At 43.0% G+C, this 24,322-nt stretch carries 24 protein-coding genes; 7 read left to right on the forward strand and 17 right to left on the reverse strand.

Features of this window, described 5'->3' with window-relative positions:
• Positions 1–6: 6 nt before the first annotated feature.
• Positions 7–2,052, forward strand: coding sequence for a methyl-accepting chemotaxis protein (locus ACXAFJ_RS06065; RefSeq protein ID WP_475322123.1), 2,046 nt, complete (start codon positions 7–9; stop codon positions 2,050–2,052).
• A gap of 44 nt (positions 2,053–2,096) precedes the next feature.
• Here ACXAFJ_RS06065 and ACXAFJ_RS06070 read toward each other — a convergent pair whose 3' ends face one another.
• Positions 2,097–2,891 carry a sterol desaturase family protein gene (locus ACXAFJ_RS06070; protein ID WP_475322125.1) on the reverse strand — a complete coding sequence of 265 codons (795 nt, stop codon included), beginning with the start codon at positions 2,889–2,891 and terminating at the stop codon, positions 2,097–2,099.
• Between the two features lie 93 nt (positions 2,892–2,984).
• On the opposite strand from ACXAFJ_RS06070, the gene ACXAFJ_RS06075 reads away from it, so the two are divergent.
• Together ACXAFJ_RS06075 and nagK are read left to right on the forward strand one after the other, a co-directional pair.
• The gene (locus ACXAFJ_RS06075) at positions 2,985–3,719 is read left to right on the forward strand and encodes a tRNA-uridine aminocarboxypropyltransferase (protein WP_475322126.1); all 735 of its coding nucleotides are present in this window, start codon (positions 2,985–2,987) and stop codon (positions 3,717–3,719) included.
• 282 nt (positions 3,720–4,001) lie between these two features.
• Positions 4,002–4,913, forward strand: coding sequence for an N-acetylglucosamine kinase (nagK, locus tag ACXAFJ_RS06080; protein WP_475322127.1), 912 nt, complete (start codon positions 4,002–4,004; stop codon positions 4,911–4,913).
• Positions 4,914–4,988: 75 nt separating this feature from the next.
• On the opposite strand, the gene ACXAFJ_RS06085 is transcribed toward nagK, so the two are convergent.
• Positions 4,989–5,252, reverse strand: a complete 264-nt coding sequence (locus ACXAFJ_RS06085) for a DUF2960 family protein (RefSeq protein ID WP_475322129.1) — start codon at positions 5,250–5,252, stop codon at positions 4,989–4,991.
• A 59-nt stretch (positions 5,253–5,311) separates the two neighbouring features.
• Complete coding sequence (locus tag ACXAFJ_RS06090; protein ID WP_475322130.1) at positions 5,312–7,171, reverse strand: methyl-accepting chemotaxis protein; 1,860 nt, start codon at positions 7,169–7,171, stop codon at positions 5,312–5,314.
• An 870-nt stretch (positions 7,172–8,041) separates the two neighbouring features.
• Between ACXAFJ_RS06090 and cobB the strand changes: the two genes are divergently transcribed.
• Complete coding sequence (cobB, locus tag ACXAFJ_RS06095) at positions 8,042–8,773, forward strand: Sir2 family NAD+-dependent deacetylase (protein ID WP_475322131.1); 732 nt, start codon at positions 8,042–8,044, stop codon at positions 8,771–8,773.
• Between the two features lie 34 nt (positions 8,774–8,807).
• Here cobB and ACXAFJ_RS06100 read toward each other — a convergent pair whose 3' ends face one another.
• The 5 genes from ACXAFJ_RS06100 to potA all read right to left on the reverse strand — a co-directional run bounded on the left by ACXAFJ_RS06100 (position 8,808) and on the right by potA (position 13,629).
• Entirely contained in the window at positions 8,808–9,551 is a 744-nt protein-coding gene (locus ACXAFJ_RS06100) for a GGDEF domain-containing protein (RefSeq protein WP_475322133.1), read from the reverse strand.
• 125 nt (positions 9,552–9,676) lie between these two features.
• On the reverse strand, positions 9,677–10,711 hold the full coding sequence (locus ACXAFJ_RS06105) for an extracellular solute-binding protein (protein ID WP_475322134.1): 1,035 nt from the start codon (positions 10,709–10,711) through the stop codon (positions 9,677–9,679).
• A 203-nt stretch (positions 10,712–10,914) separates the two neighbouring features.
• Positions 10,915–11,679 (reverse strand): spermidine/putrescine ABC transporter permease PotC, encoded by a 765-nt coding sequence (gene potC / locus ACXAFJ_RS06110; protein ID WP_475322135.1) that lies wholly within the window; start codon positions 11,677–11,679, stop codon positions 10,915–10,917.
• Positions 11,676–12,533, reverse strand: a complete 858-nt coding sequence (gene potB / locus ACXAFJ_RS06115; protein ID WP_475322137.1) for a spermidine/putrescine ABC transporter permease PotB — start codon at positions 12,531–12,533, stop codon at positions 11,676–11,678. Before potB ends, potC begins: the two co-directional genes overlap by 4 nt.
• A complete protein-coding gene (gene potA, locus ACXAFJ_RS06120; protein WP_475324070.1) occupies positions 12,523–13,629 on the reverse strand; it encodes a spermidine/putrescine ABC transporter ATP-binding protein PotA in 1,107 nt (368 codons plus the stop codon). The genes potB and potA overlap by 11 nt, the downstream gene beginning before the upstream one ends.
• A 265-nt stretch (positions 13,630–13,894) precedes the next feature.
• Between potA and ACXAFJ_RS06125 the strand changes: the two genes are divergently transcribed.
• The 3 genes from ACXAFJ_RS06125 to ACXAFJ_RS06135 all read left to right on the forward strand — a co-directional run bounded on the left by ACXAFJ_RS06125 (position 13,895) and on the right by ACXAFJ_RS06135 (position 16,243).
• The gene (locus tag ACXAFJ_RS06125) at positions 13,895–14,770 is read left to right on the forward strand and encodes a hypothetical protein (protein ID WP_475322138.1); all 876 of its coding nucleotides are present in this window, start codon (positions 13,895–13,897) and stop codon (positions 14,768–14,770) included.
• 68 nt (positions 14,771–14,838) lie between these two features.
• Positions 14,839–15,597, forward strand: coding sequence for a glucosaminidase domain-containing protein (locus tag ACXAFJ_RS06130; protein WP_475322139.1), 759 nt, complete (start codon positions 14,839–14,841; stop codon positions 15,595–15,597).
• The gene (locus ACXAFJ_RS06135; RefSeq protein ID WP_475322141.1) at positions 15,584–16,243 is read left to right on the forward strand and encodes a DUF2987 domain-containing protein; all 660 of its coding nucleotides are present in this window, start codon (positions 15,584–15,586) and stop codon (positions 16,241–16,243) included. Before ACXAFJ_RS06130 ends, ACXAFJ_RS06135 begins: the two co-directional genes overlap by 14 nt.
• Before the next feature lie 118 nt (positions 16,244–16,361).
• Here ACXAFJ_RS06135 and ttcA read toward each other — a convergent pair whose 3' ends face one another.
• The 9 genes from ttcA to ACXAFJ_RS06180 form a co-directional block, all read right to left on the reverse strand.
• Positions 16,362–17,297 (reverse strand): tRNA 2-thiocytidine(32) synthetase TtcA, encoded by a 936-nt coding sequence (ttcA, locus tag ACXAFJ_RS06140; RefSeq protein WP_475322142.1) that lies wholly within the window; start codon positions 17,295–17,297, stop codon positions 16,362–16,364.
• Positions 17,298–17,444: 147 nt separating this feature from the next.
• Positions 17,445–18,389 (reverse strand): universal stress protein UspE, encoded by a 945-nt coding sequence (gene uspE, locus ACXAFJ_RS06145; protein WP_475322143.1) that lies wholly within the window; start codon positions 18,387–18,389, stop codon positions 17,445–17,447.
• 155 nt (positions 18,390–18,544) lie between these two features.
• The gene (locus tag ACXAFJ_RS06150) at positions 18,545–19,294 is read right to left on the reverse strand and encodes an FNR family transcription factor (RefSeq protein WP_475322145.1); all 750 of its coding nucleotides are present in this window, start codon (positions 19,292–19,294) and stop codon (positions 18,545–18,547) included.
• Positions 19,295–19,385: 91 nt separating this feature from the next.
• Positions 19,386–20,057 (reverse strand): sulfite exporter TauE/SafE family protein, encoded by a 672-nt coding sequence (locus tag ACXAFJ_RS06155; protein WP_475322146.1) that lies wholly within the window; start codon positions 20,055–20,057, stop codon positions 19,386–19,388.
• Positions 20,054–20,218 (reverse strand): cbb3-type cytochrome oxidase assembly protein CcoS, encoded by a 165-nt coding sequence (gene ccoS, locus ACXAFJ_RS06160; RefSeq protein ID WP_475322147.1) that lies wholly within the window; start codon positions 20,216–20,218, stop codon positions 20,054–20,056. The genes ACXAFJ_RS06155 and ccoS overlap by 4 nt, the downstream gene beginning before the upstream one ends.
• Positions 20,219–20,221: 3 nt before the next feature.
• Positions 20,222–22,594, reverse strand: a complete 2,373-nt coding sequence (locus ACXAFJ_RS06165) for a heavy metal translocating P-type ATPase (RefSeq protein WP_475322149.1) — start codon at positions 22,592–22,594, stop codon at positions 20,222–20,224.
• 3 nt (positions 22,595–22,597) lie between these two features.
• The gene (locus tag ACXAFJ_RS06170) at positions 22,598–23,077 is read right to left on the reverse strand and encodes a FixH family protein (protein WP_475322150.1); all 480 of its coding nucleotides are present in this window, start codon (positions 23,075–23,077) and stop codon (positions 22,598–22,600) included.
• Between the two features lie 82 nt (positions 23,078–23,159).
• The gene (gene ccoP / locus ACXAFJ_RS06175) at positions 23,160–24,140 is read right to left on the reverse strand and encodes a cytochrome-c oxidase, cbb3-type subunit III (RefSeq protein WP_475322152.1); all 981 of its coding nucleotides are present in this window, start codon (positions 24,138–24,140) and stop codon (positions 23,160–23,162) included.
• Positions 24,137–24,313, reverse strand: coding sequence for a cbb3-type cytochrome oxidase subunit 3 (locus ACXAFJ_RS06180; RefSeq protein ID WP_475322154.1), 177 nt, complete (start codon positions 24,311–24,313; stop codon positions 24,137–24,139). Before ACXAFJ_RS06180 ends, ccoP begins: the two co-directional genes overlap by 4 nt.
• Between the last annotated feature and the right edge of the window lie 9 nt (positions 24,314–24,322).

Here is a 24,322-nt window from a genome sequence, read left to right on the forward strand (position 1 = left end):
AGTTTAATGTCCCAAAAAGAAAAAAAGCCTGCGTCTAAGCTAGGTTCCCTTTCAATTGTTTATGTCCTGTCTGCAATCTTTTTGCTCGTCATTGTGCTAACTGCGTTGATCACATGGAGCAGTTACAAAAACCTGTCTTCAATAGAGCGCGAATTCGATGTACTTGCCAAGCGGGCGTTGCCATTGGCAACGATTAATTCATCTGTCACGCAAAATGTACTCGCGCAAATTAGTCAATTGTCGTACAGCATCGACAGCAAGAGCTTTGAACAGTTGGAAGCTAACCATCAGGGTTTACAATTACTGCAACAAGCAAACAAAAGCCAGTTAGAGCAGGCTAGACAGTTTCAACTTGCTTTAAATCTGTCCGACGTCGAAAGCGAAAGTTCCTCAGAGCAACTGATTGCAAAACTGCATCTGCTTTCAAATAGAATTATTGACTCTCAAAGCCAGATTTTAGAACTCAACCAGAAAATCGAAAGCAAAGTCACCAGCTTTCGCTATGGCGTTAGCTCTATCGGCCCCGAAATGAGTCGAATAGCATCATTTCTTGCCGTCGATAACCCCGAATCGATGGATGCTGCCAACCGATTCAGTGCTAGTGCATCTAGTATGGAAAGCACTTTTCTAATGTACTTAATGGAAACGGATCTACAAAAAGCGATAGTCGAAAAAAAAGAAATCGGGACCAGAATGGCCGGGCTTGAGTTAGCTTTTGATGATTTCTACCAATGGCATCCAGATGTTAAAGAGTTCGCCAGTCTTACTGCTCCCTATGAGATGGTGAAAGCAGAGTTCTCAGAGCAGGGGTTATTGGAACTTATTATCAATCGATTGGAGCTAGCTACTCAACAGCAAAGAGACATAGAACTAGCAGCGGAAATTGGCAATCAGACGATAGAAACACTTAATGCTATTTCCATTGAAATTCAAAACACCATAGCTTTGAAACAGACTTTGGTCGGTCAAACGATTACTTCATCAACAGTGACTAATTTGTTGAGTGGTGCAGCATTAATCGCAATTCTGTTGCTATGTTGGTGGACATTAAAAATCTGGATCAATAAAGGGATCAAAAATATAGTCGGTGCCCTTAACAGACTTGCCAATCATGATTTCCGGCAAGACATTAAGGCTATTGGACCACTAGAATTCAAGTCTATTGCCACCAAGTTAAATCTTGTAAGCCAATCTACGCGAGAATCGCTCATTTTGGTTACCGACAATTGTACCAGTCTCTACCAAAATGCAGAGCACAGCTGTGACAACGCTAAACAATCTAATCAAGCCCTAGTAGAGCAAAATGACTCTCTCAGCAGCATGGTCGAGACAATCAATCAGCTGGAATCGTCGATTCGCGAAATAGCCAGAATCACCAATGAATCAAATTCAGCCTCAGTTGAGGCATCGACCTTATCTCACCAAGGCGTTTCGGTTCTCAATGAAAATAAACACAGACTATCTGGATTAGAACTATCTTTGAATGAAAATGAAGCCCTGATGTCCCAGCTTGATGAAAAAGTGAGTCAGATTAAGCAAATGGTCGACCTGATATCTGGCATTGCCGAGAATACTAACTTATTGGCGCTTAATGCTGCAATTGAAGCAGCTAGAGCTGGTGAGCAAGGTCGAGGCTTTGCTGTCGTGGCCGATGAAGTGCGTAGATTGGCGAGCGATACCTCTAATCAAACCACAAGCATTCGGGCTTGTATGCAAGAATTGATTGATGCGACACAACGATCTCGAAATTCCGTCTTCGCCGCAAGAAACGAGATGCAACAGGCGCTGGTATCTAGCGATAGTGTGCAAACAACATTTGAGAAGATTGAAGAGGCGATGTCAGATGTTCAAAGCCGCGTTGAACAGATCTCAGTCGCAACGGAGCAGCAAGAGCAAGCGACGGCAGATGTGAGCCTCAACATATCCTCAATATCTTGTATGGGTGAGCAGACCCAACGGCAACTCAGTACCTTACTCAGTGGCTCAGAGGAGGTCGCAAAAATTGCAGCAACACAGCAAGTTATGCTAGCCAAATATGGCTTAACCTCTTAGAGCATGATTCTATCTAGGGCGCTATAGCGATTACTAAGGCATTACTAATCTTTGGAGTCACGGAATGGTTGGGTGAGCAAGTAGTCCAGACGTTTTTCTTTTGGGTCTCTAAACTCATCCAAGCCAATTGTCATGTTGTTATGACCTTCTTTAGGCTGAGGAATGTAGGTTTTGAAGGCTTTATCCCAGATTGACAAAAAGAAGCCAAAATTAGAATGAGTTTCGGCTTTCAGCACACTGTGGTGGACTCGATGCATGTCGGGTGTCACTACCAGCTTACGCAATTGCTTATCGAGCCAACTAGGAAGTTTACCATTACTGTGGTTAAACATGGCGCTGGCATTAAGAAGAACTTCAAAAAGGATAACCGCAACTATTGGCGCACCAAGCAAAAGAATAGCGGCAACTTTTATCACCATCGAAATCAATATCTCAAGTGGGTGGAAGCGCGTCCCGGTGGTGACATCGATGTCTAGGTCAGCGTGATGCATTCGGTGCAGCCGCCACAAAAATGGAACACGATGGAATAGCAAGTGTTGTAGGTAAATAACTAAATCTAGGCAGAATATTGTTAGCAGTATTTCCGGCCAAACACCCCAATTCAGATGATGTAAAAGCCCTATAGAAGACTGTTGAGAATAGATTGCTGTGTTAATCGCAATCGCAGGAGCGAGCAGAACAAGTAGCAGGCTGTTAAGACTTACTAGGGTTAAGTTGTTTATCCAGCGGCTCAGTTTTGTGTCCGTCAGTGGTCTACGCGGTTTTTGCCACTCCCAACAAGCACAAAGCAAAAACACCAGTATAAAAATTATCAATCGTATTGATTCAACTGACATCACAAATCCTTAAAACGTGGTGAAATGGTAGCTTGCACTAGGGTAAAAGGGGTAGAATTCGCGCCTATTTACTAGTTAAACACTTAGTCAGTTACAATGCGAATCCACGAATTTCATCATATCTATAAACATAGACAGTCTATCGCAACAAAACCTTTCAATGCGAGAGGTGCAAAAGTCGATAGATGTGAATATTGTCGAGTCGCAAAGCAACATTGTTTATGTCATCTACAACCTGATGTTACATCAAAGGTTTCTGCCGTATTATTACTGTCTGACAGTGAGATCCTAAAGCCGAGTAATACTGGTCGTCTCATCGCCGATGTGGTTAAAGACACACATGTTTTTGCTTGGCATAGAACCGAAATTGACCCCAAACTCATTGATCTGCTTGATAACAAAGACTATCAACCAATTCTGGTGTTCCCTGAAGAATATATCCAAGAAGAACAGCATCCGATCACTTTGCCAGTTCAAAATGTGTCAAAAGAGTCGGCTAAAAGACCATTATTGGTGTTTCTTGATGGAAGTTGGAGAGAGGCGCGAAGAATCTACCGTAAATCTCCCTACCTGAAAGCCTTGCCATTTTTGTCGCTCAATCCAGAGTCTTTGTCGCAATACATAATGCGTAAAGCAAGCAAAGATAATCATTTATCAACCGCAGAAGTAGCTAGCTTGGCAATGAAAAGACTAGGGGATGAATACAGTGCTAAAGTTCTGGAATTATGGTTTGATCTGTTTAGAGAAACTTATCTACTTAGCAAATCACGCTTGCCTCAGAGTAATACTCAACCACTAATTGATCGTTATCGCGAATTTGTAAATGACTAAAAAAACGGTAAACTTCAAGCGCTTGTTCGCAGTCAATGTTTGCAGTGGCGTTTGCAAAAGATGTTTGCGTTAAGTCAATGTCATTAACAGCATGGAAGACTAGTCTTACTACTTTAAGATGAAGTTTGTACGTGCTACTGACTTAAACTTGGGATAGGTCACAGTAACCAACCGGGACTTGTGGATAATCCACGCAGCCAGAGTAAAGCGCCAAGCGGCACTTTTTTGAGTGTCATTGGCATTTTGCTTTTATATTTACACCGGGTTAATGGGAGAAATGCCATGTTTTACGGCTTTGATGTCGGCGGCACAAAAATTGAGTTTGGCGCGTTCAATGATGCATTGGAACGAGTGGCAACGGAACGTGTTCCTACACCAACAAACGACTACCAACTGCTATTGCAGACCATTACTGATTTGGTAAACAAATACGATGCGGAATTTTCAGTTCAGGGTAAAGTTGGACTCGGTATTCCCGGCATGGAAGATGCGGAAGACGATACTATCCTTACTGTGAATGTTCCCGCTGCTAAAGGACACACTTTACGAGCAGACTTAGAAGCTAAATTGGGTCGCACGGTAAAAGTTGAAAATGATGCCAATTGTTTTGCCTTGTCGGAAGCATGGGATGAAGAGTTACAGGGTAATGAATCTGTTCTCGGTCTAATCTTAGGTACCGGCTTCGGTGGCGGAATGATTTTCGACGGCAAAGTATTTTCCGGCCGCAACAACGTTGCAGGAGAGCTTGGCCACGCACGGTTACCAATAGATGCTTGGTTCCACCTAGGCGATAATGCACCATTGCTAGATTGCGGTTGCAGCAACAAAGGCTGTATTGACAACTACTTGTCTGGTCGTGGCTTTGAGTTACTTTACGCGCACTATTTTGGTGAAACTAAGAAAGCAATTGAAATTATTGCAGCGTACAACGAAGGGGAAGCGAATGCGGTTGAGCATGTAGAGCGGTTCCTGGAGTTAACTGCGATCTGTTTTGCCAATATCTTTACCTCGATTGATCCACATGTTGTCGTTCTAGGCGGTGGCTTATCGAACTTTGAACTGCTTTATGAAGAATTGCCTAAGCGCATTCCAAAGCACTTACTTTCAGTTGCTCGTTGCCCGAAAATTGTTAAAGCGAAACACGGCGATTCTGGTGGTGTACGTGGCGCGGCATTCCTTAACTTGAAAGACTAGTTGGATATTAAAATCCAAACAAAAAGAAGAGCTCAAATGAGCTCTTCTTTTTTATCTGAACGCAAAAGCGCACGGCTATTTTTCACCAATCCCTTTGTTTTCTTTTGGTTGCAAAGCAATTTTTCCAAAACCTAACTTTTTGAAATGGCTATCTCGGTAATTACGCGCTGCCTTGGTATCCGACACCGCTTCGACTTGTTGCTCCATCTTCAGAAAATCCGTCAGATCAATACCTTCGGCTTCTGCTACCGCTTCCTGGATGTTTCTATGGGTTTGATAAGAAAAAACTAAGGTTTTTTTCTTCCCTTTGTATTCATATTCAATCACTCGTGAAGACACAATAGATACCTGACTATTTATTTTAAGTCGGGCATTTTGCCCTCAAAACGTGCTGGAATCTAGTACTTAAACTGACCGACTATATGTTTAAGTTGTTCACTGACATCCGCCACTTGTTCACTGCAGGTTGCAGAGGTTGAAACCGCCGCATGGGTATCGCTGGCTAGTTCTGCAATTTGCGTAATCGTCCGGTCAATATCATTGGATACCATACTCTGTTCTTCAGAGGCTGTTGCGATTTGTGCATTAAGATCTGACATATCAGAGACTTGTTTAACGATGTAACTAATCGCGTTATTGACCGCGTTTGTCTGATCTTTTGTGGTTGTCGCAGAACTCAGGCTTTCTTCCATAAGTTTGACTGATTCATTGATACCGATGACTAGTGTATCTATCGTGTTTTCAATTTGTTGTGTCGAGTCGTTTGTCATCAAGGATAACTGTCTAACTTCATCTGCAACGACAGCGAAACCTCGGCCATGTTCTCCGGCGCGAGCCGCTTCAATGGCTGCGTTTAACGCCAAAAGGTTGGTTTGCTCAGAGATACCACGAATAGTGGTAATTACTGCTTGAATATCTTTACTTTGTGCTTCTAATTTACTGACGTGTTGCTGAGACTGTTGGACCTTATTCGCCAGACTTTCAATGCCACTGCTCGCTGTATTGGTAAGTTTGAAACTATTTTCCGCTTCATCGCTAATCTGTCTTGCATTTTGCGCGGCATTTTCAATGTTAGATGTGATTTCTGCACTCGTCATGACCAATTCATTGACTGCAGTTGCGACCGATTCAGATTCAATTTTTTGCTGTTCGGCATTTTTTTGGCTTTGACGTGCTGCTGATTCTGAACTGCAGGAGTTATCAGTCAAGACGTTCATGACATTAGCCAGTTGTTTAATGTTCTGATGAAGTTTGTCGACAAAAGTATCGAAGGAATGGGCTAGCTGCGCCAATTCATCGTCGCCAGTGGCATTCATCCGCACCGTTAAGTCGCCATCGCCATTCGCAATATCGCGCATTAACTCATTTAACGAGGACAATCGAGAAGTGATTGAACGCCCAATAACGACCAGCATTGCCGATATAATTAGTGCGAGTGCAACACCTAGTAGATGAAGTTGATTCTTTGCAACTATGGCCTCCGAGCGAACAATCTGCTCAATTTGGTTTTGTAGATTGAGCATTGCTTCTTCGGTCTGGTGCACGCTAGAGCGCAAGCTTCCCTTCAAGCCTTCTTTTTCAGATAGACCAAGTTTCTCTTGTGCTTGCATCAGTTTTTTCATAGTTTCAATATACAAAACCGATGCTGCAGAATTGATATTGGAGCTACTGGAGTGCTGCTTAAACAACTCTTGCAGTTCAGCTGACGGCGAAATTAGATAGTCCGCACCGATATGATAAAGATGCATCAGATCAGAGCTATTCTGATCAGCGCCAGCAACAAAGCTCTGTGCTAATTGAGATTTGACTTGTTTAAGTTGAGACAGAAGTCCCTCATTGTCTGAAAGACCAATGATTGCAGTTTGGTCTCCAAGAGATTTGAATTTTTGTTGATAATCTACCAGCGTACTGCTGACTTTATCTAAAGAAGTCCGATAGCTTGTTTCTTGCGTGTTGTGATTCAGTAATCCACTTAAAGTGACGAGTCTTGCTTTCAACTCGTCTATCGTCTTATCAAACCTCTGTAAATACTTAGGGTCACGTCGAGCAAGAAAGTCTTTTTCATGTCGTCTGAGTGTCAGCAGATCTACCTTACTTTGAAGGTTTTCAAATGCCGCATTCTCTAGCTGATCCAGTTTGTTCAAACTGTATTGTTCGAACAATCCATAAGCTACGATACTTAAGCCTAAGCTCACTACGATGAGCCACACCTTTGCCTTTATAGACAAGCTTTCACGGTTAAACAGTTTTGTAATCATAATTAGCCTAACTGACGCTGTTAGATTTATGTTTCATTTTGATTTCATTTTTATTACTAACGAATAGCAGTTAGGTGACACAAAGCAAGTTAGATCGAGCAAGAAAATGCGCGGTTTATCGCTTAGATTTGAGAAAATACTGCTAACTCATTAAGAAGAAAAGAGTTCATAAATCTAAAGTTTAAATAAAGAATATGCCGTCAAAGTTGAACTTTAAGTGCATAGAAGTACAAAGCCTTTACAAACGCAGACCAAGGGAAGAGAAGTATTTGTACGGCTTATTGATTGTGGTTATTTTCATAAAAACAGCAAGTTATAGTTTTTATACCCAAGTGTCCTCAAGATGCGAGTTTCAGCGAGAATTAACTTGCCTTCAGGCAAGGCATCGATTTGAAGGTATGGTCATTCTACATCGAGAATCGATAACGCCGTTTGAAGGTCAGTTAAACTCGCCCCTGGGAGCTCATATTCTGGTGCATTTCATCGTCAAAGAACTTGGAAAGGACTCGTCATTCCACCGCGTTCTCTTCCTTGAACTGCACCAGAATCTGTAGCTCTGAATTCTGCATTTTGAGGTCACTTGGGTATCTACAAATGGAAAGTTGTTTTTGAGAGATTTGTCATTAATGTTAGTCTCAGATAGTTTCTACGGCTTAGTTTGTGTTTTTGATTGCTCTCTATCGAATCTAAACATACATCGTTTGCGGCCCTCTGATTAAGACTAGAGCACGGTTTAAAATAGCGTTGATAAGTAGAGGGTGATCATAGTGCGACTATGGTCGTAGAGCGCTTTTCTATTTGTATCAACTCAAGAATGCTAATCTATTAACACTACTCCTTAAATTTGAACCCATGAAGTAGGGAAGCATTGTGGCCTCAGATACCTATAAAAATATCGTGATTCTTACTGGCGCTGGCATTTCGGCCGAATCAGGGATCCAAACCTTTCGAGCCCAAGATGGCCTTTGGGAAAATCATCGAATAGAAGATGTCGCGACACCAGAAGGTTTTGAACGTAATCCAGACCTTGTTCAACAGTTTTACAACCAACGTCGAAAGCTGCTCCACAAAGACTCTATTCAACCTAACGCCGCGCACATCGCTTTAGGAGAACTCGAAAGCAACATCGAAGGTAAAGTCACCGTCGTCACTCAGAATATCGATAATCTCCACGAGAGAGGTGGTACTTCAAATATCATTCATATGCATGGAGAACTGCTTAAGGCGCGTTGCAGTGAGTCCAATCAAATATTTGAGCAAACAGGGGATATACAGCAAGGCGAACTTTGTCATTGCTGCCAAATCCCATCTCAAATGCGACCACATGTCGTTTGGTTTGGTGAAATGCCTTTAAGAATGGGGGAGATTCACGATGCGCTTGCTGAAGCTGACCTCTTTGTATCTATTGGTACTTCTGGTGTCGTTTATCCGGCCGCTGGATTTGTGCACGACGCAAAAGCTCATGGCGCCCACACAATAGAAATTAACTTGGAACCAAGTGCCGTACAAAGTGAGTTTGATGAACGCAGATATGGTAAAGCTACGGAAGTGGTGCCTAAGCTAGTTGAAGAAATTTTGACTCACTCACGCCAAACAGCCTAATTTTCAATAGTATAGAACTTCGCGAGAAGGACCGTTATCGGTTCTTCTTAGCTCTTTTTTTCATTTCGTACATGGCTTCGTCTGACTTTCTTAATGCCTCAAGTAAGGTCCGTTGACAAGCCGTCTCTATCCCAAAACAAAAGCTGATATTTTTGTCGACCGATAACTCGTTTATGCTGCGAACGTACTCTTCGCCGCGTCCTGCTTCAGTTATCACAACAAACTCGTCACCGCCAACTCGCATTGGTGTTTCGTTTGGTGTTGAGCTAGAGACTAAAATTTTGGCAAAGGAGGTGAGTAAAATATCTCCAGCATCGTGACCTTGGGTATCGTTGACGATCTTTAGACCATCGAGGTCAATATAGACCAAATCAAATTCTTTCTGCTTGATGTCTCTTAGTTTTTTTCGGTTGTAAAGGCCTGTCAGCTCATCGCGAAGACTTTCTTGTTTATAGTCTCTCAGTATTTCTGTCAGACCATATGCGATTAGCAGGAAACTAAGTTGAAGGATGCCGTCTTCCAAAAACGTATCAAACAGCTCTTCTTCATCGGCAAGTAACTCTAGATACATCCATTCGGTAATTAGGTCGTAGATTTGATTAAACAGGAGTAGCGCGAATCCATATGCGAACGCTTTGTTAGTTTTGCGAAGAGGGCGCGCAACCCAAAAGAGATAGCAGACGATTGCTACCGAGTTCGCTTCAAAAAAGAGGTCGTAGTAAGAATCAATCTCTAAATAGTTGCCAACCACAACCATGGTTGATGTGGCTAGAAACATCAAAGATAGAATCTTTAAAATCGCGTAACGTCCCAAAGTGTACCCCTTTATTTCGCTATCTATATAGTTTAGATAAAGAAAAAGCGGCTTGCCGCCGCTTTCTAAGATATCACTGATAAAATTTATTATCGCTCAATTTTAAGTTTCTGGAAGTACTCTTCATAAAGCGCGCTGGCTTCACCGACTTCATCTTGCCAAAAGCCGCTATCCATCACAGATTGTGGCGGGAATATTGTTGGGTCGTTAGCAAACTCTTCAGGTAATAGCTCGATGGCCGATTTCACTGGAGTCGGATAGCCAATCTCTAGCGCAATCTTGGCGGCATTTTCTGGTTTAAGCAAAAAATCGATCATTTGGTGAGCAGCATCGACGTTTTTGGCACCAGACGGGATTGCCAAGCTATCCATCCAGAACACCGCCCCTTTTTCCGGCCAAATAATATCAATCGATTCGCTTTCTTGACGGGCAATATAAGCAGATCCATTCCAAAGCATACCCAATGAGACTTCACCTGCTAAATAAGGGTTGGCAGGGAAATCGGAATTGAACACTAAGACGTTCGGCATTAGTGTTTTAAGCTCTTGGTAAGCGGCTTCAATTTCTTGTGGGTCTGTGGTGTTTGGAGAGTAGCCCAGTTTACTTAATGCAATATGGAAAACTTCTCGCGAATCATCCATTAACATAAGTTGTCCACTCCACTTAGGATCCCATAGGTCCGACCATGAATTGATACTGGCTACGTCTAGCATATCTTTATTGACGCCGATACCGGTTCCCCCCCAAATGTAAGGGACGGAGTATTCGTTACCCGGATCAAAGTCTTTGTTGAGGTAATTAGCGTCTAGGTGTTGGAAGTTTGACAATTTTGCTTTATCTACCGTCTGTAGCATTCCTTCTTTACGCATTTTTGATACGAAGTAAGTCGAAGGCACGACAAGGTCATAACCAGTTTTTTGCGTTTTTAGTTTGGCATACATACTCTCGTTGGATTCGTAAGTCGAGTAAATTACCTTAATACCAGTCTCTTTGGTGAAGTCTTCTAACACTTGGTTGGGTATATATTCTGACCAGTTGTAGAAGTAAAGTTCTTGATCGTGTGCAGCTAATGAAGCAGAAAACACAGAGGCTAAAGCAGCCGCCAAAGCAAATGTCTTTTTCATTGTATAACCATCCAATACCCGCCTGATATGGCGAATTTTTCTTTAAAAAGCACTACCAATCTCATGGGATAAGTAGCTAAAAAGTCTTTTGATTTGAGATCTAAATCACGGTGCTAAGTGAAGCATACCCTTGGCATAAACTCAAAACTTATTTGCCCGATTCACTACCTCGAAGTGTCGTAACCAAGTGAACACAGTCTTGGTTAAGCTTTCGAGCGACCGATAAATTGTGCCAATCCAACCAGAACAAGCGATACCACGAGCATGATGGTAGCCAGAGCATTAACTTCCGGTGAAATTCCCACCTTGACCATCGAATAGATTTTCAAAGGCAATATTTCATACGTTGGTCCGGTGACAAAAGAGCTAATGATTACGTCATCCAAAGATAAGGTGAAGCTCAATAGCCAAGCGGCGACAATTCCGGGTTTCATTAAAGGCAATAAAATCCGTTTCAAAATAACCCACTCACTGGCACCTAGGTCTTGAGCCGCTTCGATTATTTTGGAATCAAAGCCGTTAAGCCTTGAATAGACAGTGACCACAACAAAGGGTAAACAAAAGGTAATATGAGCGATGAATAGAGTGACAAACCCCAAGGATAAACCCAAGGTAAGAAATAGAGCCAAAAATGAAATGGCCATAACGATATCAGGAGACATCATGACCACGAACAACATGGTTTTAACTGTCTTCTTACCTCGAAATTGATATCGAAACAAGGCGATGGCCGTCAAGCTACCAATGATGACCGCAGCGGTTGCAGAAAAGACAGCTACCGTAATGGAATGGTAGGCGGCTTGAACTAAACTGTCGTTGTTGATGAGCGCTTGATACCATTTTGTGGTAAAGCCACCCCATTTCATCCCGAATTTGCTGGAGTTGAAGCTGTTTACAACCAGGACAATGATAGGCAAATAGAGAAACAGATAAACACCACCAAGATAGCTAAACTTCAACGATCTCACTGTAATTCTCCCTTTTTATTGGCGTGTTTACTGGCAACAAAGTTCAAGTAGAGCATAAAGGCCATCACTAAGGTGAGTGTAATGCTGGTTGCGGCACCAAACGGCCAATCTCTTGCATTGAGAACTTGGCTTTTAATGATGTTACCGACCAATGGGTTTCGCGCGCCGCCAAGCAGATCTGAAACATAAAACATCCCCATAGCAGGCAACAAAACCAGTAAACTACCGCCGACGATACCGGGTAGGGTGAGCGGTAAAGTAATTTTGGTGAAAACTTGAAAAGTATTAGCACCTAGGTCTTTGGCGGCTTCAATATAGCTCTTGTCTAGTTTTTCAATTGAGCTATAAAGGGGAAGAATCATAAATGGTAATAGGATATAGACCAGCCCAATCATGACCGCGGATTCGGTATACATAATTCTGATTGGCTTATCGATAAGGTCTAAGCTCAGTAAAGACTTGTTGATTACCCCTTGAGTACCCAAAACAATTTTAAGACCATAAGTGCGAATTAAGGAATTGGTCCAAAATGGCACAATGACTAAAAATAGCGCAAAAGGTTGCCACTTTTTGGGTAGTGTTGTGATCGCATAGGCAAACGGGTAACCAATAAGCAAGCACAGCAAGGTCGCAAACACTGCCAAGTACAAGGAATTCCAGATTACCTTAACGTAAAGTGGATCAATCAACTTGGTATAGTTTGTTAAAGTCAGTGGGGTACTGACTAAGTTCGCCTCATCTCTGGTTAGGAAACTCGTTACGACGATCATCAAATTAGGCAGAAGAGCAAACAAGACTAGCCAGCTGATGATAATGGCGACAATCCAGTTTTGCAGATTAAACTTAATCTTCATATGGCAAAACCACTTCCCAATTATCAACCCAAGTAATTCTGACTTTTTGTCCAAGAGAATGGTCTACATCCGGGTCATCTTCGTTAAAAAACTCGCTGACCATAATTTGCTGCCCAGAATCAAGCTCGATCACGGAATCAAGAGTCATGCCTTTGTAGGTGCGTTCAACAACGGTTCCGGTAATACCTTGCGTGTGGCTATCTGAAACTTCTTCTATTCTCAAGTCTTCAGGACGAAGCAATACATTAACCAAATCACCGGCTTCGCAAACTGTTTCAAAGTTAACGTTTGTTTCATTTCCTTCGACTAAGACTAGAACTTTACGAGCATCAATCCGCTTGACGACTTGCGCTTTGAATACGTTAATCTGCCCAATAAACTGCGCGACAAATAGGCTCGTAGGGTCTTCATACACCTCTTTTGGTGTGCCATCTTGTACTATCAGCCCGTCTTTCATGACTAGGATTCTATCTGACATCGACAAGGCTTCTTCTTGATCGTGGGTGACAAATATGAAGGTAATACCGAGTTTGCGTTGTAGCTGTTTAAGCTCAATCTGCATTTTTTGACGGAGTTTATAGTCTAGTGCAGACAAAGATTCATCCAGTAACAGGACTTTAGGTCTATTGACCACAGCACGAGCGATCGCCACGCGTTGTTGTTGACCACCGGAGAGCTGCTGGGGCTTTCTGTTGGCTAGATGCTCCAAGTTCACCATGGTTAACGCTTCAATGACGCGCTCATGGGCTTGATGTTTTTCAACCCCAGACATTTTTAAGCCAAAATTGACGTTGTCATAAACCGACATATGCGGGAAAAGGGCATAGCTTTGAAAAACTGTATTAACGGGGCGATGTTCTGGGGCGAGGGCTGAAACATCGTTACCAGCGATCTTGATTGAGCCAGAGTCAACAGTTTCAAATCCGGCAATAAGTCTTAGAACCGTAGTTTTACCGCAGCCAGACGGACCCAATATCGTCAAAAATTCGCCTTCATTTACCACGACATCAAGTTTGTCGACCACGGTTTTATCGTCAAACGACTTTACCAGTTGGGTGATTTCAATCACCGGATTAGCATGACGGTTTTGCAAAATTGCTGCTCACTTATTTCAATCAAAGTATGTAATAGAAAACCCAATTATTTTGAGTATAGATGTCGTATATCAGATAGACGATGTACGAATCGCGCGGATAATACGCCCAGTTTGAGATTTTGAAAAGCCCAGTTTTTACATTGCGTAATATCTTGAGTAGTACAAGTTACTTCTTGTTAATTCTCGGTTATGTGTATAATCCTAAATTACTCACTGCAACTCAGTGAGTGACGCATGCTTGATCCATTAACGCTCGGTAGGTTTGATGAGTAACAAAATAGAAAAAGATTTCGTTATCGGTGGTAGCGTTGAACGCGCTCTGTCAGGAGACTATGAACTTTCAGCAGCCAAAGTCCTAGGCGAGGCATGGCAACTGACTATTAAACATTTTTTGTCTTTCACTCCTGCGATTGTCGCTATGATTGCTCTGCAAGCGACCATATTTATTGTTGCGTTGGATTTCCAACTTGGGGACGCCAGTGTCTTATTGGATATTTTGGATAACCCGGACCTACTAGACGCGAACATATTGCAATCATTGATCATTGCCAATTTGAGCTTTGAAGTGATCAGTGCGCCGATATTTGCCAGCCTCAGCCTAATGAGCATGAGCCATGCAGCCGGCTTAAATTCCAAGTTTAAACATATTACCAAAGGTTTCCAATTCACTATCCCAGTAATGTTGGTCACTTTACTTGGTCTTGTTTTGCAAGGTATTGCTAGCTCTCTGGTTTCGGTGTTGTCTTTATATCTATCGTTAGCATTTACCCACTCAGTTTTGCTGGTTTGTGACAAGAAAATGAACCCGCTGATGGCCTTGTGGACCTCATTGAGAGCGGTAAACAAAAAACTGTTACCTCTGTTGGGAATTTTCGTTTTAATCGGAATTATGCTCGCCTTTGCTGCGGCATTCTTTGGAATTGGTCTGATTGTTGTGTTGCCATTCTACTTTCACGTCAAAGGCGTTTTGTATCGCATAATGTTTGGTGTAACGGTAAAAGTAGTCGCTGATGCACCAGATGATAATGACCGATCGAACGATGACAATGACAACAGCGACGATAATGATGATGCTGATCAGCCGCCTAGAGACCACTCTGACAACGGGCATCGTCCAGGCAGCCAAACGTTTGATGCTTAATTGTTTTAGTTTAACCACCTGAAATTTGGTTATTAATGCCCAATAAAATACTTCAATGGATGACGGCAGTGCTTGTAATAAGTACTGCCGTATTTGGTTGGTATCGATACGAATTCGAACCAGTACAAACTGCGCCAGAAATCCTGACCATTCCAAATTTTCCCTCTATGTCTGTAGCAGAACGAAAAACAGAATTTGCGCAGTATTTCTTCTTTCTCGTACAACAAGAAAACTCTGTTATACGAACGGAGAGGGCGAAACTAGAACAAATCGAAGCCAGTTTTAACAGCAATAATTTGAATGCCAAGTTAGTTAAATCAGCCAAATACTTAGGTAACAAATATCGACTACCTTTAGATAACACAGGTATTTCTGATGCATGGTTAAATCAAATGAAGCTTCGAGTTGGAGAACTCCCTGCTGAATTAGTCATAGCCCAGGCTGCTATCGAGTCGGCGTGGGGGACTTCTAGATTTGCACTTGAAGCCAATAACTATTTTGGCCAATGGTGTTTTTCAAAAGGTTGTGGTGTTGTACCCAAACAAAGGAATGCGGGTGCAAATCACGAAATACAAAGATTTGATTCTATTAGGGATTCTTTAACGGGTTACTTTGTTAATATTAATACCCATAGAGCTTATCAGGACATGCGTAGTGTCCGTTCGAATGAATTAGATTCAAATAAGTCAAGCCTTGAGCTGGCAATTCTCTATTCAAATACGCTGGATAAGTACTCCGAGTTAGGTACTCAGTATGTAGAACTGCTGAAAACCGTGATTAAATCGATTCCTTCTTTGTATCAGGAAAACTTAAATGAAACTGAATAAATCTCTTCTTTGGCTCGCTATCAGTTGTTGCGCCATACCAACTTACGTCCAAGCAGAGCAATACATGTTTACCTACTCCAAGCTGTTCAGTCAGGTAAAAGTGAATGCTGAAGAAAGAATTGATGATGTTAAAGTCGGGGTGTTTTTTATCGACGCAAAGACAAAAAAGACCTGTCGAATAGAAAAAGCATGGATGGAAAAAGAAGAGCATTACGAAGAAATTGCTTCTAGCGCTCACAACGAATTGCTATTGCCGCTGGACAATAACCTAAGAGAAGCGAATCCTTTAGTCTACGTTAACCTGCCAATGGACACGCGTTGTGATTTTGCTTTTATGGTCATGACGAAAGAGCCGTTAAAAGGCGAGGTCGGCTACCAACAAGTTGCGGACTTACTACCACAAATGCAAGTGACCCTTGAAGAGCTTGGCGGAATGTTTGCAAGTTGGTTTACCCCTGATGTAGAAGGCGTGACGCTTGAATTTCCAGAAGGGACTAATGGTAATATTGTTCTATCGAGTGGTGAAACGATCAAGCTTGTGGATAGAAAAGCAGTGGTAACACTTGCTCAAATTGGCAAAGGCGGTCATATGTTACTGCCATCTGAAACCATTCGAGTTTTGCCATACTTACCCAAAGCTAAATAACCAAATCAGGTCTGAATTAGTACCGAGTAAGAGCTTTTAAAATAGCCTGTAGTTGAGCCTGACGTAATAAGGGGTAGCATACGCTACCCCTTAATCTATTCAGTATGTTCGTTGAAAACTAGCTAAGGTTAGTGACATTGAGTGTCAACTCTGGATCAACGATTTGAACATTTTCTTCATCATTTATTGGCTCAGCCGGCATTGATTCTTTGTCAAAGCCAATATCACCGCCGTTGATAACACCTGATTCTTTGTTGATCGATTTAAAATCAAATAGATCGTAGTCTGCTAAATGGCTTGGAACAACGTTTTGCATCGCTCTAAACATACTTTCAATACGGCCTGGGAAACGCTTATCCCAATCATTTAACATCATCTTGATATTCTGGCGCTGCAAGTTTGGCTGTGAACCACATAAGTTACACGGAATGATAGGGTACTCGCGCATTTCTGAATATTTAATGATGTCTTTTTCACGACAATACGCCAATGGACGAATCACAACGTGCTCACCATTATCAGAGACCAACTTAGGTGGCATGGCTTTCATTTTTCCACCATGGAACATATTCAGAAATAGGGTCTCGATGATGTCATCGCGATGGTGACCAAGAGCGATTTTGGTCGCTCCTAGCTCGTTAGCTGTGCGATACAAAATACCTCGACGCAGGCGAGAGCATAGCGAACAAGTAGTTTTACCTTCTGGAATCTTGTCTTGAACTATCGAGTAAGTGTCTTCCTCTACAATTCGATATTCGACACCCAATGAGTCCAAATATTCGGGAAGAATATGTGCAGGAAACCCAGGCTGTTTTTGGTCCAGGTTAACGGCAATCAAATCGAAATGGATGGGTGCGCTTTTTCGTAAACTCAGCAAGATATCAAGCATAGTGAAGCTGTCTTTACCACCAGATAAGCACACCATGATTCTGTCGCCGTCTTCAATCATGTTGAAGTCTTCGATAGCTTGTCCGGTGTTACGGCGGATGCGTTTTTGCAGCTTATTAAAGTTGTATTGCTGCGCTTTGGTTCGCTCTTGTTGTTGCTCAGTCATCTCAGTGCAATTGTCGAGGTTAAAATCGAAGGTGTATGATACGGATAATTGACAGAGTTGCCAGCGAAAACGTAGTGACAGTGTAGTAGCAATAAAAAAGGGCGCTGAATACGCCCTAATCCGAAATCATAGATTAAACGGACTTAGTCACGGCGAGTTAGGATCCAGTGGAGAAATATAACCATCTGGTTTTAGAGCAAGAACATCGCATGTGATTTTATCTATCACCTGTTCAGCCGTATTGCCGATAAATACAGCAGACAAGCCGGTTCTGCCTGTTGTGCCTAAGATGACCATTCCCGCATTTAGAGACTCGGCTTTTTCCGCGATAACGTCTTCCGGTAGTCCTTGTTCTACAAATGTTTGCTCGTCATCATAGCTATGTTTCTGGCGGAATGATTTCATCGAAGTAAGGTGATGTCCACGAACCGTGTCTGAGTAAACATTTGGATCAAACTCTGGAAGTTCAATGGTGATGTTTGCTGCGGTGACTGGGTAGGCATTTACTAGATAAGGTCTTGCATCTAACCTTTGGCTAAGACTATTCAGCTGTTCAACCATCTTATCATTCAGGCCATGGTGAGTAGGGTTTTCAGATCCGACATGGATAGACGCGACAATAGAAGCGCCAGTTGGCCAATCACCGGATTTAGTCAGCAAAACAGGGCATGGACATTTTCTAAGAAGGTGCCAATCCGTGGGAGTAAAGATAACTGACTCTAGTGCATCGTGTTTTCGAGTCGCTTTCACCACAATATCGTGTTGACCTTCAAACACTTCAGAGATGATGGCTTCATAAGGACGATTGTGCCAAACCACCCGGATGTCAAAGTCAATTCCATCGACTAGATAGTCTGCAGCAACCTTACGCATCCACTGCTCTCTTTGATGAATGACACCACGTCGCATCGCGTTGCGTTCATCAATGGATAACATTGATGTCATGTCATACGAGAAATCATAAATCGACAGGAAGAAAGTAACGCGACTTGGGGAAACGCTTTTTGAGGCAAGTTGAAAAGCGCGGCTTAGAGCTGGTTGTTCCTCATTGTTTATGTCTGCAACAACAAGAATCTTACTATAAATACTCATAGACTCTCCTTAATTCCGTTTAGCAGCGACACTTTAACCTTAGCGTACTGCTGGTCTAGAAAAGAGAGATTTCGTTATAAAGGAGCAAAAATTTTGAAGCCGCTCAGAGAGAGCGGCTTCGATACAAGAAAATTGTTGGCAAAGTATACAGTGGGTTATTCGTCCGAGCTAACGCCGGCAAGTTCTTGTAACTCTTCGTGATTTAGGATAGTGATGTATTTTCCTTTAACAGCCAAAATTTCTGCTTTTTGGAAACGTCCTAACAAACGGCTGATGGTTTCAACGGTCAAACCTAAGTAGTTGCCAATATCACCACGTGTCATGGTTAAGCGAAACTCTCTTGGGCTGAATCCGCGTGCAGAGAACCTGGCAGAAAGGTTGTATAAAAAGGCAGCCAAACGTTCTTCCGCATTCTTTTTGGACAGCAATAAAATCATTTCTTGATCGCCTTTGATTTCATTACTCATCAAACGCATGATTTGCTGACGAAGCTTCGGCATTTGTCCTGATAGCTCATCGAGTGTGTCGTAAGGAATTTCGCAGATCATAGAGGTTTCTAGCGCTTGTGCGAAACTAGGGTGACTATGATCATTAATCGCATCAAATCCAACCAAATCTCCAGCTAAATGGAAAGCGGTAATCTGTTCATCGCCTTGCTCAGTAATGGTGTAGCTTTTTACTGTTCCTGAGCGAATCGCATACAGCGCCTTCATGTCTTCACCGGCCTTGAACAGCTCTTGTCCTTTCTGGATAGGCTTTTTGCGCTCAATGATGTCGTCTAATTGGTCAAGTTCTTGATCGTTTAAACTGAAAGGAATACAAAGTTGGCTAATACTGCAGTCTTGGCAATGTATGGCACAACCACCGGATTGGACTCGCTTAGTTGCAGGCTTTTCTGAAAACATAATTCATTTCACTGTTTGATTTGCATCAATACTTTACCACTGCCTAACATTAAATCCCAGTGCAAAAATGTGGAATAGACAGTTTCATCAGTTAGCTTATCGATAACATATTGATTGCACCGTGTAGCACATACATACCGTACATTAATAAACTAAGTGCGACAAGGTTTCTAAATAGGGAATTTTGCTGCAGCGCTTTTAAATAGTGGCCACTGTACGCTGCAATTAACATCGAAGGTAAAGTGCCTAGTCCAAAACTCAGCATGATCATTGCGCCACCGCTAGCACTTCCTGCTAACGCAGACCAAGTTAACGTTGTGTAAACTAAACCACACGGTAGCCATCCCCATAGCAATCCAGCAGGGAAGGCATGCCAATTGGATTTTAATGGCAAAAGTGAGGAAGCAACAGGCGAGATTACACGCCAAATCCGCTGGCCTGCTTTTTCTATTACCAACAAACCAGACCACCATTTTCCGATGTAAAGTGCGAGCGCGATAACAAAAAGCGCAGCTACAATACGCATCACGGCAAGGGCTTGGTTTAGATCACCGATGTTGGCTATGGTTGCGAAAGTTGCGCCAACAATGGCACCAAACAACAGATAAGTGACGATGCGGCCGGCGTTGTATAAAACGATGATGGAATGCGGCGCTTTTTGTTGTCCTAGACTTAGCATTGCCGATATGCCGCCACACATTCCCATACAATGCCCAGAGCCCGCAAGTCCAATCAAAAATGCCGCGATCCAGTCTGGATTCATTTTTTGTCGGACTCTTGTTGCTCGTCTTCGTCAAACAATATGTTGTGTCCTTGACGCTCAAGATCTTCAAATTGTTCGCTTTTAACGGCCCACAGGAAAATACCAACAGCTACGCAGACTAAGACAATCGCGATTGGAATGAGGATGTAGAGACTTTCCATGGTTTAGTCCTGATGTTCTTTTAGTAAGCGCAAAGAGTTCGTGACAACGATAATAGAACTCGCTGACATTCCGAATACTGCGAAGTAAGGAGCAACTAGACCAGCGACCGCTAAAGGTAGAATCAGCAAGTTGTAGCCCAATGACCAAGCGAGATTCTCACGAATAATCTTACGAGTACGCAGCGCCAGCTTCTTCGCTTGTAATATACGCTTCAGTTTGTCTCCCAACAGTACCATATCGGCTGAGGCTTTTGCTACGTCGGTTCCACCTCCCATTGCGATAGACAAATGGGCACCAGCGAGCGTTGGTGCATCGTTAATGCCATCACCTACCATCATGGATACTGACTTGCCATCGAGTGAATTTAAAAACGCGAGCTTATCTTCTGGCTTGGCACTAGCAACCACATGGTCGATGCCAATTGCGTCGGCAACAGGACGAGCGTTTCGTTCGATATCCCCCGTTAACAGAGTCACTTTTACGTTGGCGTCTTTAAACGCTTTAATAAAGTCGTGCGCTTCGTCTCGAATTGGATCTTGGTAATAGAAAGTTGCCGCGTGGTTGTCGTTAATCGACATGTAAATTGCATTAATTTCATTAACTTGGTTATCGCCCAACACATATTGCGCACTGCCAAGTTTTACAATTTTTCCTTCTATAGTCCCGACAATCCCAGAACCGATAATGTTATCGACATTGGTTGCTGTCATCTCAGCATTTTGGAAGGGTTTGAACGCACGTGCGATAGGGTGGTTCGCATGGCTTTCGATAGCCGCGGCAAAGCTCAAAGCATCCGTTTCGGTAAGGTCACCAAAGACTTTAGTCTGTGATATTTCTATCACGCCTTCAGTTAAGGTGCCGGTTTTGTCTATTACCAGATGATCAACCTTACAAAGCGTTTCAAACACGTGCTTCTTGCGAAGCAAAATCCCGAAGCTTCCCATAAGTGAAGTAGCACAGGTTAGCGCCGTAGGTGTGGCCAGAGACAAGGCGCACGGACAGGTCGCTACCAAAACGGCCAGCATGATCCAGAATGCGTCTTCCGGTCTATGTTGATGCCAAAATGCCCAGGTACAAGCAGAAATAACCAAGATAATCGCAACAAAGTAACGCGCAACAATATCGGCAACTTCAGCAATTTTAGGTTTAGACAGTTGAGCTTCGTCCTGCAGACGAACGATATTGGAAATCATCGAGTTTGCTTTGGTTGACGTGACTTCCAGTTCAAATGCTTCATCACCGTTTAAGGTACCCGCATAAACGGTATCATCGATGCTTTTAGTGACATGCAGTGATTCACCGGTCAACATACTTTCATCTACCAGAATCGAACGGTTAACGACTCGACCATCAGCTGGGATGTGCTCACCCGGCAATACTTTAATGGTGTCACCCGGTTTTAATGTTTTAACTGGCACCTGTTCATCATTCGTCAGCGTTGCCATCGCTGGGATCAGTTTAAGTAAGTTACCACTGGCGGCGGCCGCTTTCCTCCGTGCTCGCATTTCTAGAAAACGACCAATCAACAAGAAGAAGGTAAACATTGAAATGGATTCAAAAAACACTTCACCTTGTTCTGTAACGGTCGCAACCACACTCGCAATGTAGGCAAAAATCAATGCCAAGGACACGGGTACATCCATGCCCAAGGTCATTCCCTTTAAACTACGCCAAGCGTTCAAATAGAACGGGAGAGCGGAGTAAACCAATACAGGTGTAGCAAAAATGAGGCTGACCCATCTGAAGTAGTTTTTGAATTCCTCGTCAAGATCGCCAAACACTTCAAGATACAGCGCTACGGCGAGCATCATGACTTGCATCGATGCAAGACCGGCAACACCGAGTCTATACAAATATTGCTTCATTGAAGCGTGATAGGAGGCTTCTTGTTTGTCGGCTTCAAACGGTGCTGCTTTGTAGCCTAAAGAATGGATAGCTGACAACAATTCACTGAGTTTAGTTTCTGTCTTGACCCAAGACAAAAGAGCACGGTTTGTGGTGGTGTTAACACGAATGGATACCACACCAGGTTTGCCATTTATTTGTTTTTCGATTAGCCAAGCACAGGCCGCACAAGATACGCCATCTAGTGACAATGTCACTTCAGAAACATCTTCTTGGTTGCGAACAAACTCAGATTGAACGTCTTCATTGTCATAATGAACAAGTGCTTGGAGCTGTTCGGGTACCAAATCCGCTTTTTCAGCTGGCGCCGTCCGGTATTGATAATAAGAGACCAAACCGCTATCTACGATAGTTTGCGCCACCGTTTCACAGCCGGGACAACACATATCGCGAACTTCATCGAGTATTTCGACGTGAAAATCCGCACCCTCTGGGATTTCTTCACCACAGTGATAACAAGACTTACACATAGATTAGTTCGCCAATAAAGTCGGAGATTTTGATGGGAATGTTACTTTTCCTTGAATTAGCCATTGCTCGTCGTGAGGCAACAGTTTGACAAACCAAGGGCCTTGAATCGGGCTGTCTAATCTCAGGCGATAATTGCCTTTTGAATCCGAAGTTAATAACTGGCTGAAGTCTCTATCCGGTAACGTGCGATGAGCGAACTCTGCCTTAATTGCTGGGAAATGATCTAGTTTCCCTTTATTGAATTGAATGACAATACCGTCAGTATGAGAAGACACAGAAGCGGAAAGACCAAACGCTTTGGCCTCACTTAGCTTAGTGATATCAATATTGATACCTTTGCCTTTTTTATAGTAATCCTCGGTGACCAAGCTAACTGAATGCTGAGACAGAATATACACTCTGTACAAACTGGATGTAATCACGACGATGGGGAATGCCAAAAGAAACCACGGCCAAAACTGCTTATACCAAGGTTTTACCATAAAAAAGCTCTCGAAGACGTAATAGTTGTAGGGAAAATTTATAGAAAAGACAGCCCCTTAGGAAGGGGCTGTTACAGTGTTGTTACTCTTTACCAGAGTTGCTTAGACTCCAAACATAAGCTGAGACAAGTTGCACTTTATCTTCGCCTAGGATGTCTTTCCAAGCTGGCATCACGCCAGAACGGCCGTTGACGATAGTTTCTGTAACATCAGCACGACTACCACCAAACAACCAGTATTGGTCAGTTAGATCAGGTGCGCCTACAAGAGGGTTACCTTTACCATCTGTACCGTGACACGCAGCACAGACAACGAAACGCGCTTTACCCGCTTCGGCTTCACGAGCGTTGACTGATCGACCAGATAGGCTAAGGGTGTATGAAACCACTTCCTTCACACCTTGATCACCCAGTGCAGCTTGCCAACCAGGCATCTGACCGATACGACCATTCATGATGGTCGTGACGATAGCTTGAGGTTCACCGCCATATAACCAGGCGTTGTCCGCTAGGTTAGGGAACCCTTTCAAACCACGGGCATCTGAACCGTGACATTGCGAACAGTTTTGTAGGAACAAACGTTGTCCAACTTTTACTGCTTCACTGTCTTGCGCGATTTCAGGAATTGAACGTAAAGCTTCACCTCCGTCTACATAAGCTAAACGTTTAAACGCTTCACCAAAGTAGGTTTCTGCATCATCTAGCTCTTTTGCATACTGGTCCAAAACTTTGTTTTCTTGCGATGCCTTAATAGACGCGCGAGATTGCTCAATGTTAGTTACCGTTTGGTCTGAACTGGTCCAGCCCAATAGACCTTTGTAGTTGCCAAGTCCTGGGTATAGAGCAAGATAAATTGCTGCAAATACCAAGGTACCAACGAACAAATATGACCACCATTTAGGTAGCGGACTGTTTAGTTCGCGAATACCATCGTACTCGTGCCCCATGTCTGCGTTGTCTTCTACTCCCATTTTGTCTTTTAGACACCAGTAAAGTAGAGCCGCACAGCCAAGAAGAGAGCCGACAGTGATAATAATTATCCAAAGACTCCAAAATGTCGTCATTTCTTAGTCACTCCTTGTTCGTTAGAAGGGGCTTGCTCTTCGTCAGCGAACACTAGGTTAGCGGCTTCATCGAAACGAGACTTGCGGCTCTTTCCATACGCCCACCAAACAATGCCAATAAAGCTAACAAATAGCACTATGGTCCAAATACTGTGAATAGTACCTATGTCCATAAGTCCTCC

It is taken from the genome of Vibrio sp. ABH4_348, from assembly GCF_056159765.1.

Bases quoted from the DNA above. Each gene is read 5' to 3' on its own strand.
- ACXAFJ_RS06135 (WP_475322141.1), top strand. From the start codon at position 15,584: ATGAAACTGAATAAATCTCTTCTTTGGCTCGCTATCAGTTGTTGCGCC.
- ACXAFJ_RS06100 (WP_475322133.1), bottom strand. From the start codon at position 9,551: ATGTTTCTAGCCACATCAACCATGGTTGTGGTTGGCAACTATTTAGAG.
- uspE (WP_475322143.1), bottom strand. From the start codon at position 18,389: ATGAGTATTTATAGTAAGATTCTTGTTGTTGCAGACATAAACAATGAG.
- potB (WP_475322137.1), bottom strand. From the start codon at position 12,533: ATGAAGATTAAGTTTAATCTGCAAAACTGGATTGTCGCCATTATCATC.
- ccoP (WP_475322152.1), bottom strand. From the start codon at position 24,140: ATGACGACATTTTGGAGTCTTTGGATAATTATTATCACTGTCGGCTCT.
- nagK (WP_475322127.1), top strand. From the start codon at position 4,002: ATGTTTTACGGCTTTGATGTCGGCGGCACAAAAATTGAGTTTGGCGCG.
- ACXAFJ_RS06180 (WP_475322154.1), bottom strand. From the start codon at position 24,313: ATGGACATAGGTACTATTCACAGTATTTGGACCATAGTGCTATTTGTT.
- ccoS (WP_475322147.1), bottom strand. From the start codon at position 20,218: ATGGAAAGTCTCTACATCCTCATTCCAATCGCGATTGTCTTAGTCTGC.
- ACXAFJ_RS06090 (WP_475322130.1), bottom strand. From the start codon at position 7,171: ATGATTACAAAACTGTTTAACCGTGAAAGCTTGTCTATAAAGGCAAAG.
- ttcA (WP_475322142.1), bottom strand. From the start codon at position 17,297: ATGACTGAGCAACAACAAGAGCGAACCAAAGCGCAGCAATACAACTTT.
- ACXAFJ_RS06155 (WP_475322146.1), bottom strand. From the start codon at position 20,057: ATGAATCCAGACTGGATCGCGGCATTTTTGATTGGACTTGCGGGCTCT.
- ACXAFJ_RS06075 (WP_475322126.1), top strand. From the start codon at position 2,985: ATGCGAATCCACGAATTTCATCATATCTATAAACATAGACAGTCTATC.
- ACXAFJ_RS06150 (WP_475322145.1), bottom strand. From the start codon at position 19,294: ATGTTTTCAGAAAAGCCTGCAACTAAGCGAGTCCAATCCGGTGGTTGT.
- ACXAFJ_RS06125 (WP_475322138.1), top strand. From the start codon at position 13,895: ATGAGTAACAAAATAGAAAAAGATTTCGTTATCGGTGGTAGCGTTGAA.
- ACXAFJ_RS06170 (WP_475322150.1), bottom strand. From the start codon at position 23,077: ATGGTAAAACCTTGGTATAAGCAGTTTTGGCCGTGGTTTCTTTTGGCA.
- ACXAFJ_RS06165 (WP_475322149.1), bottom strand. From the start codon at position 22,594: ATGTGTAAGTCTTGTTATCACTGTGGTGAAGAAATCCCAGAGGGTGCG.
- ACXAFJ_RS06065 (WP_475322123.1), top strand. From the start codon at position 7: ATGTCCCAAAAAGAAAAAAAGCCTGCGTCTAAGCTAGGTTCCCTTTCA.
- ACXAFJ_RS06105 (WP_475322134.1), bottom strand. From the start codon at position 10,711: ATGAAAAAGACATTTGCTTTGGCGGCTGCTTTAGCCTCTGTGTTTTCT.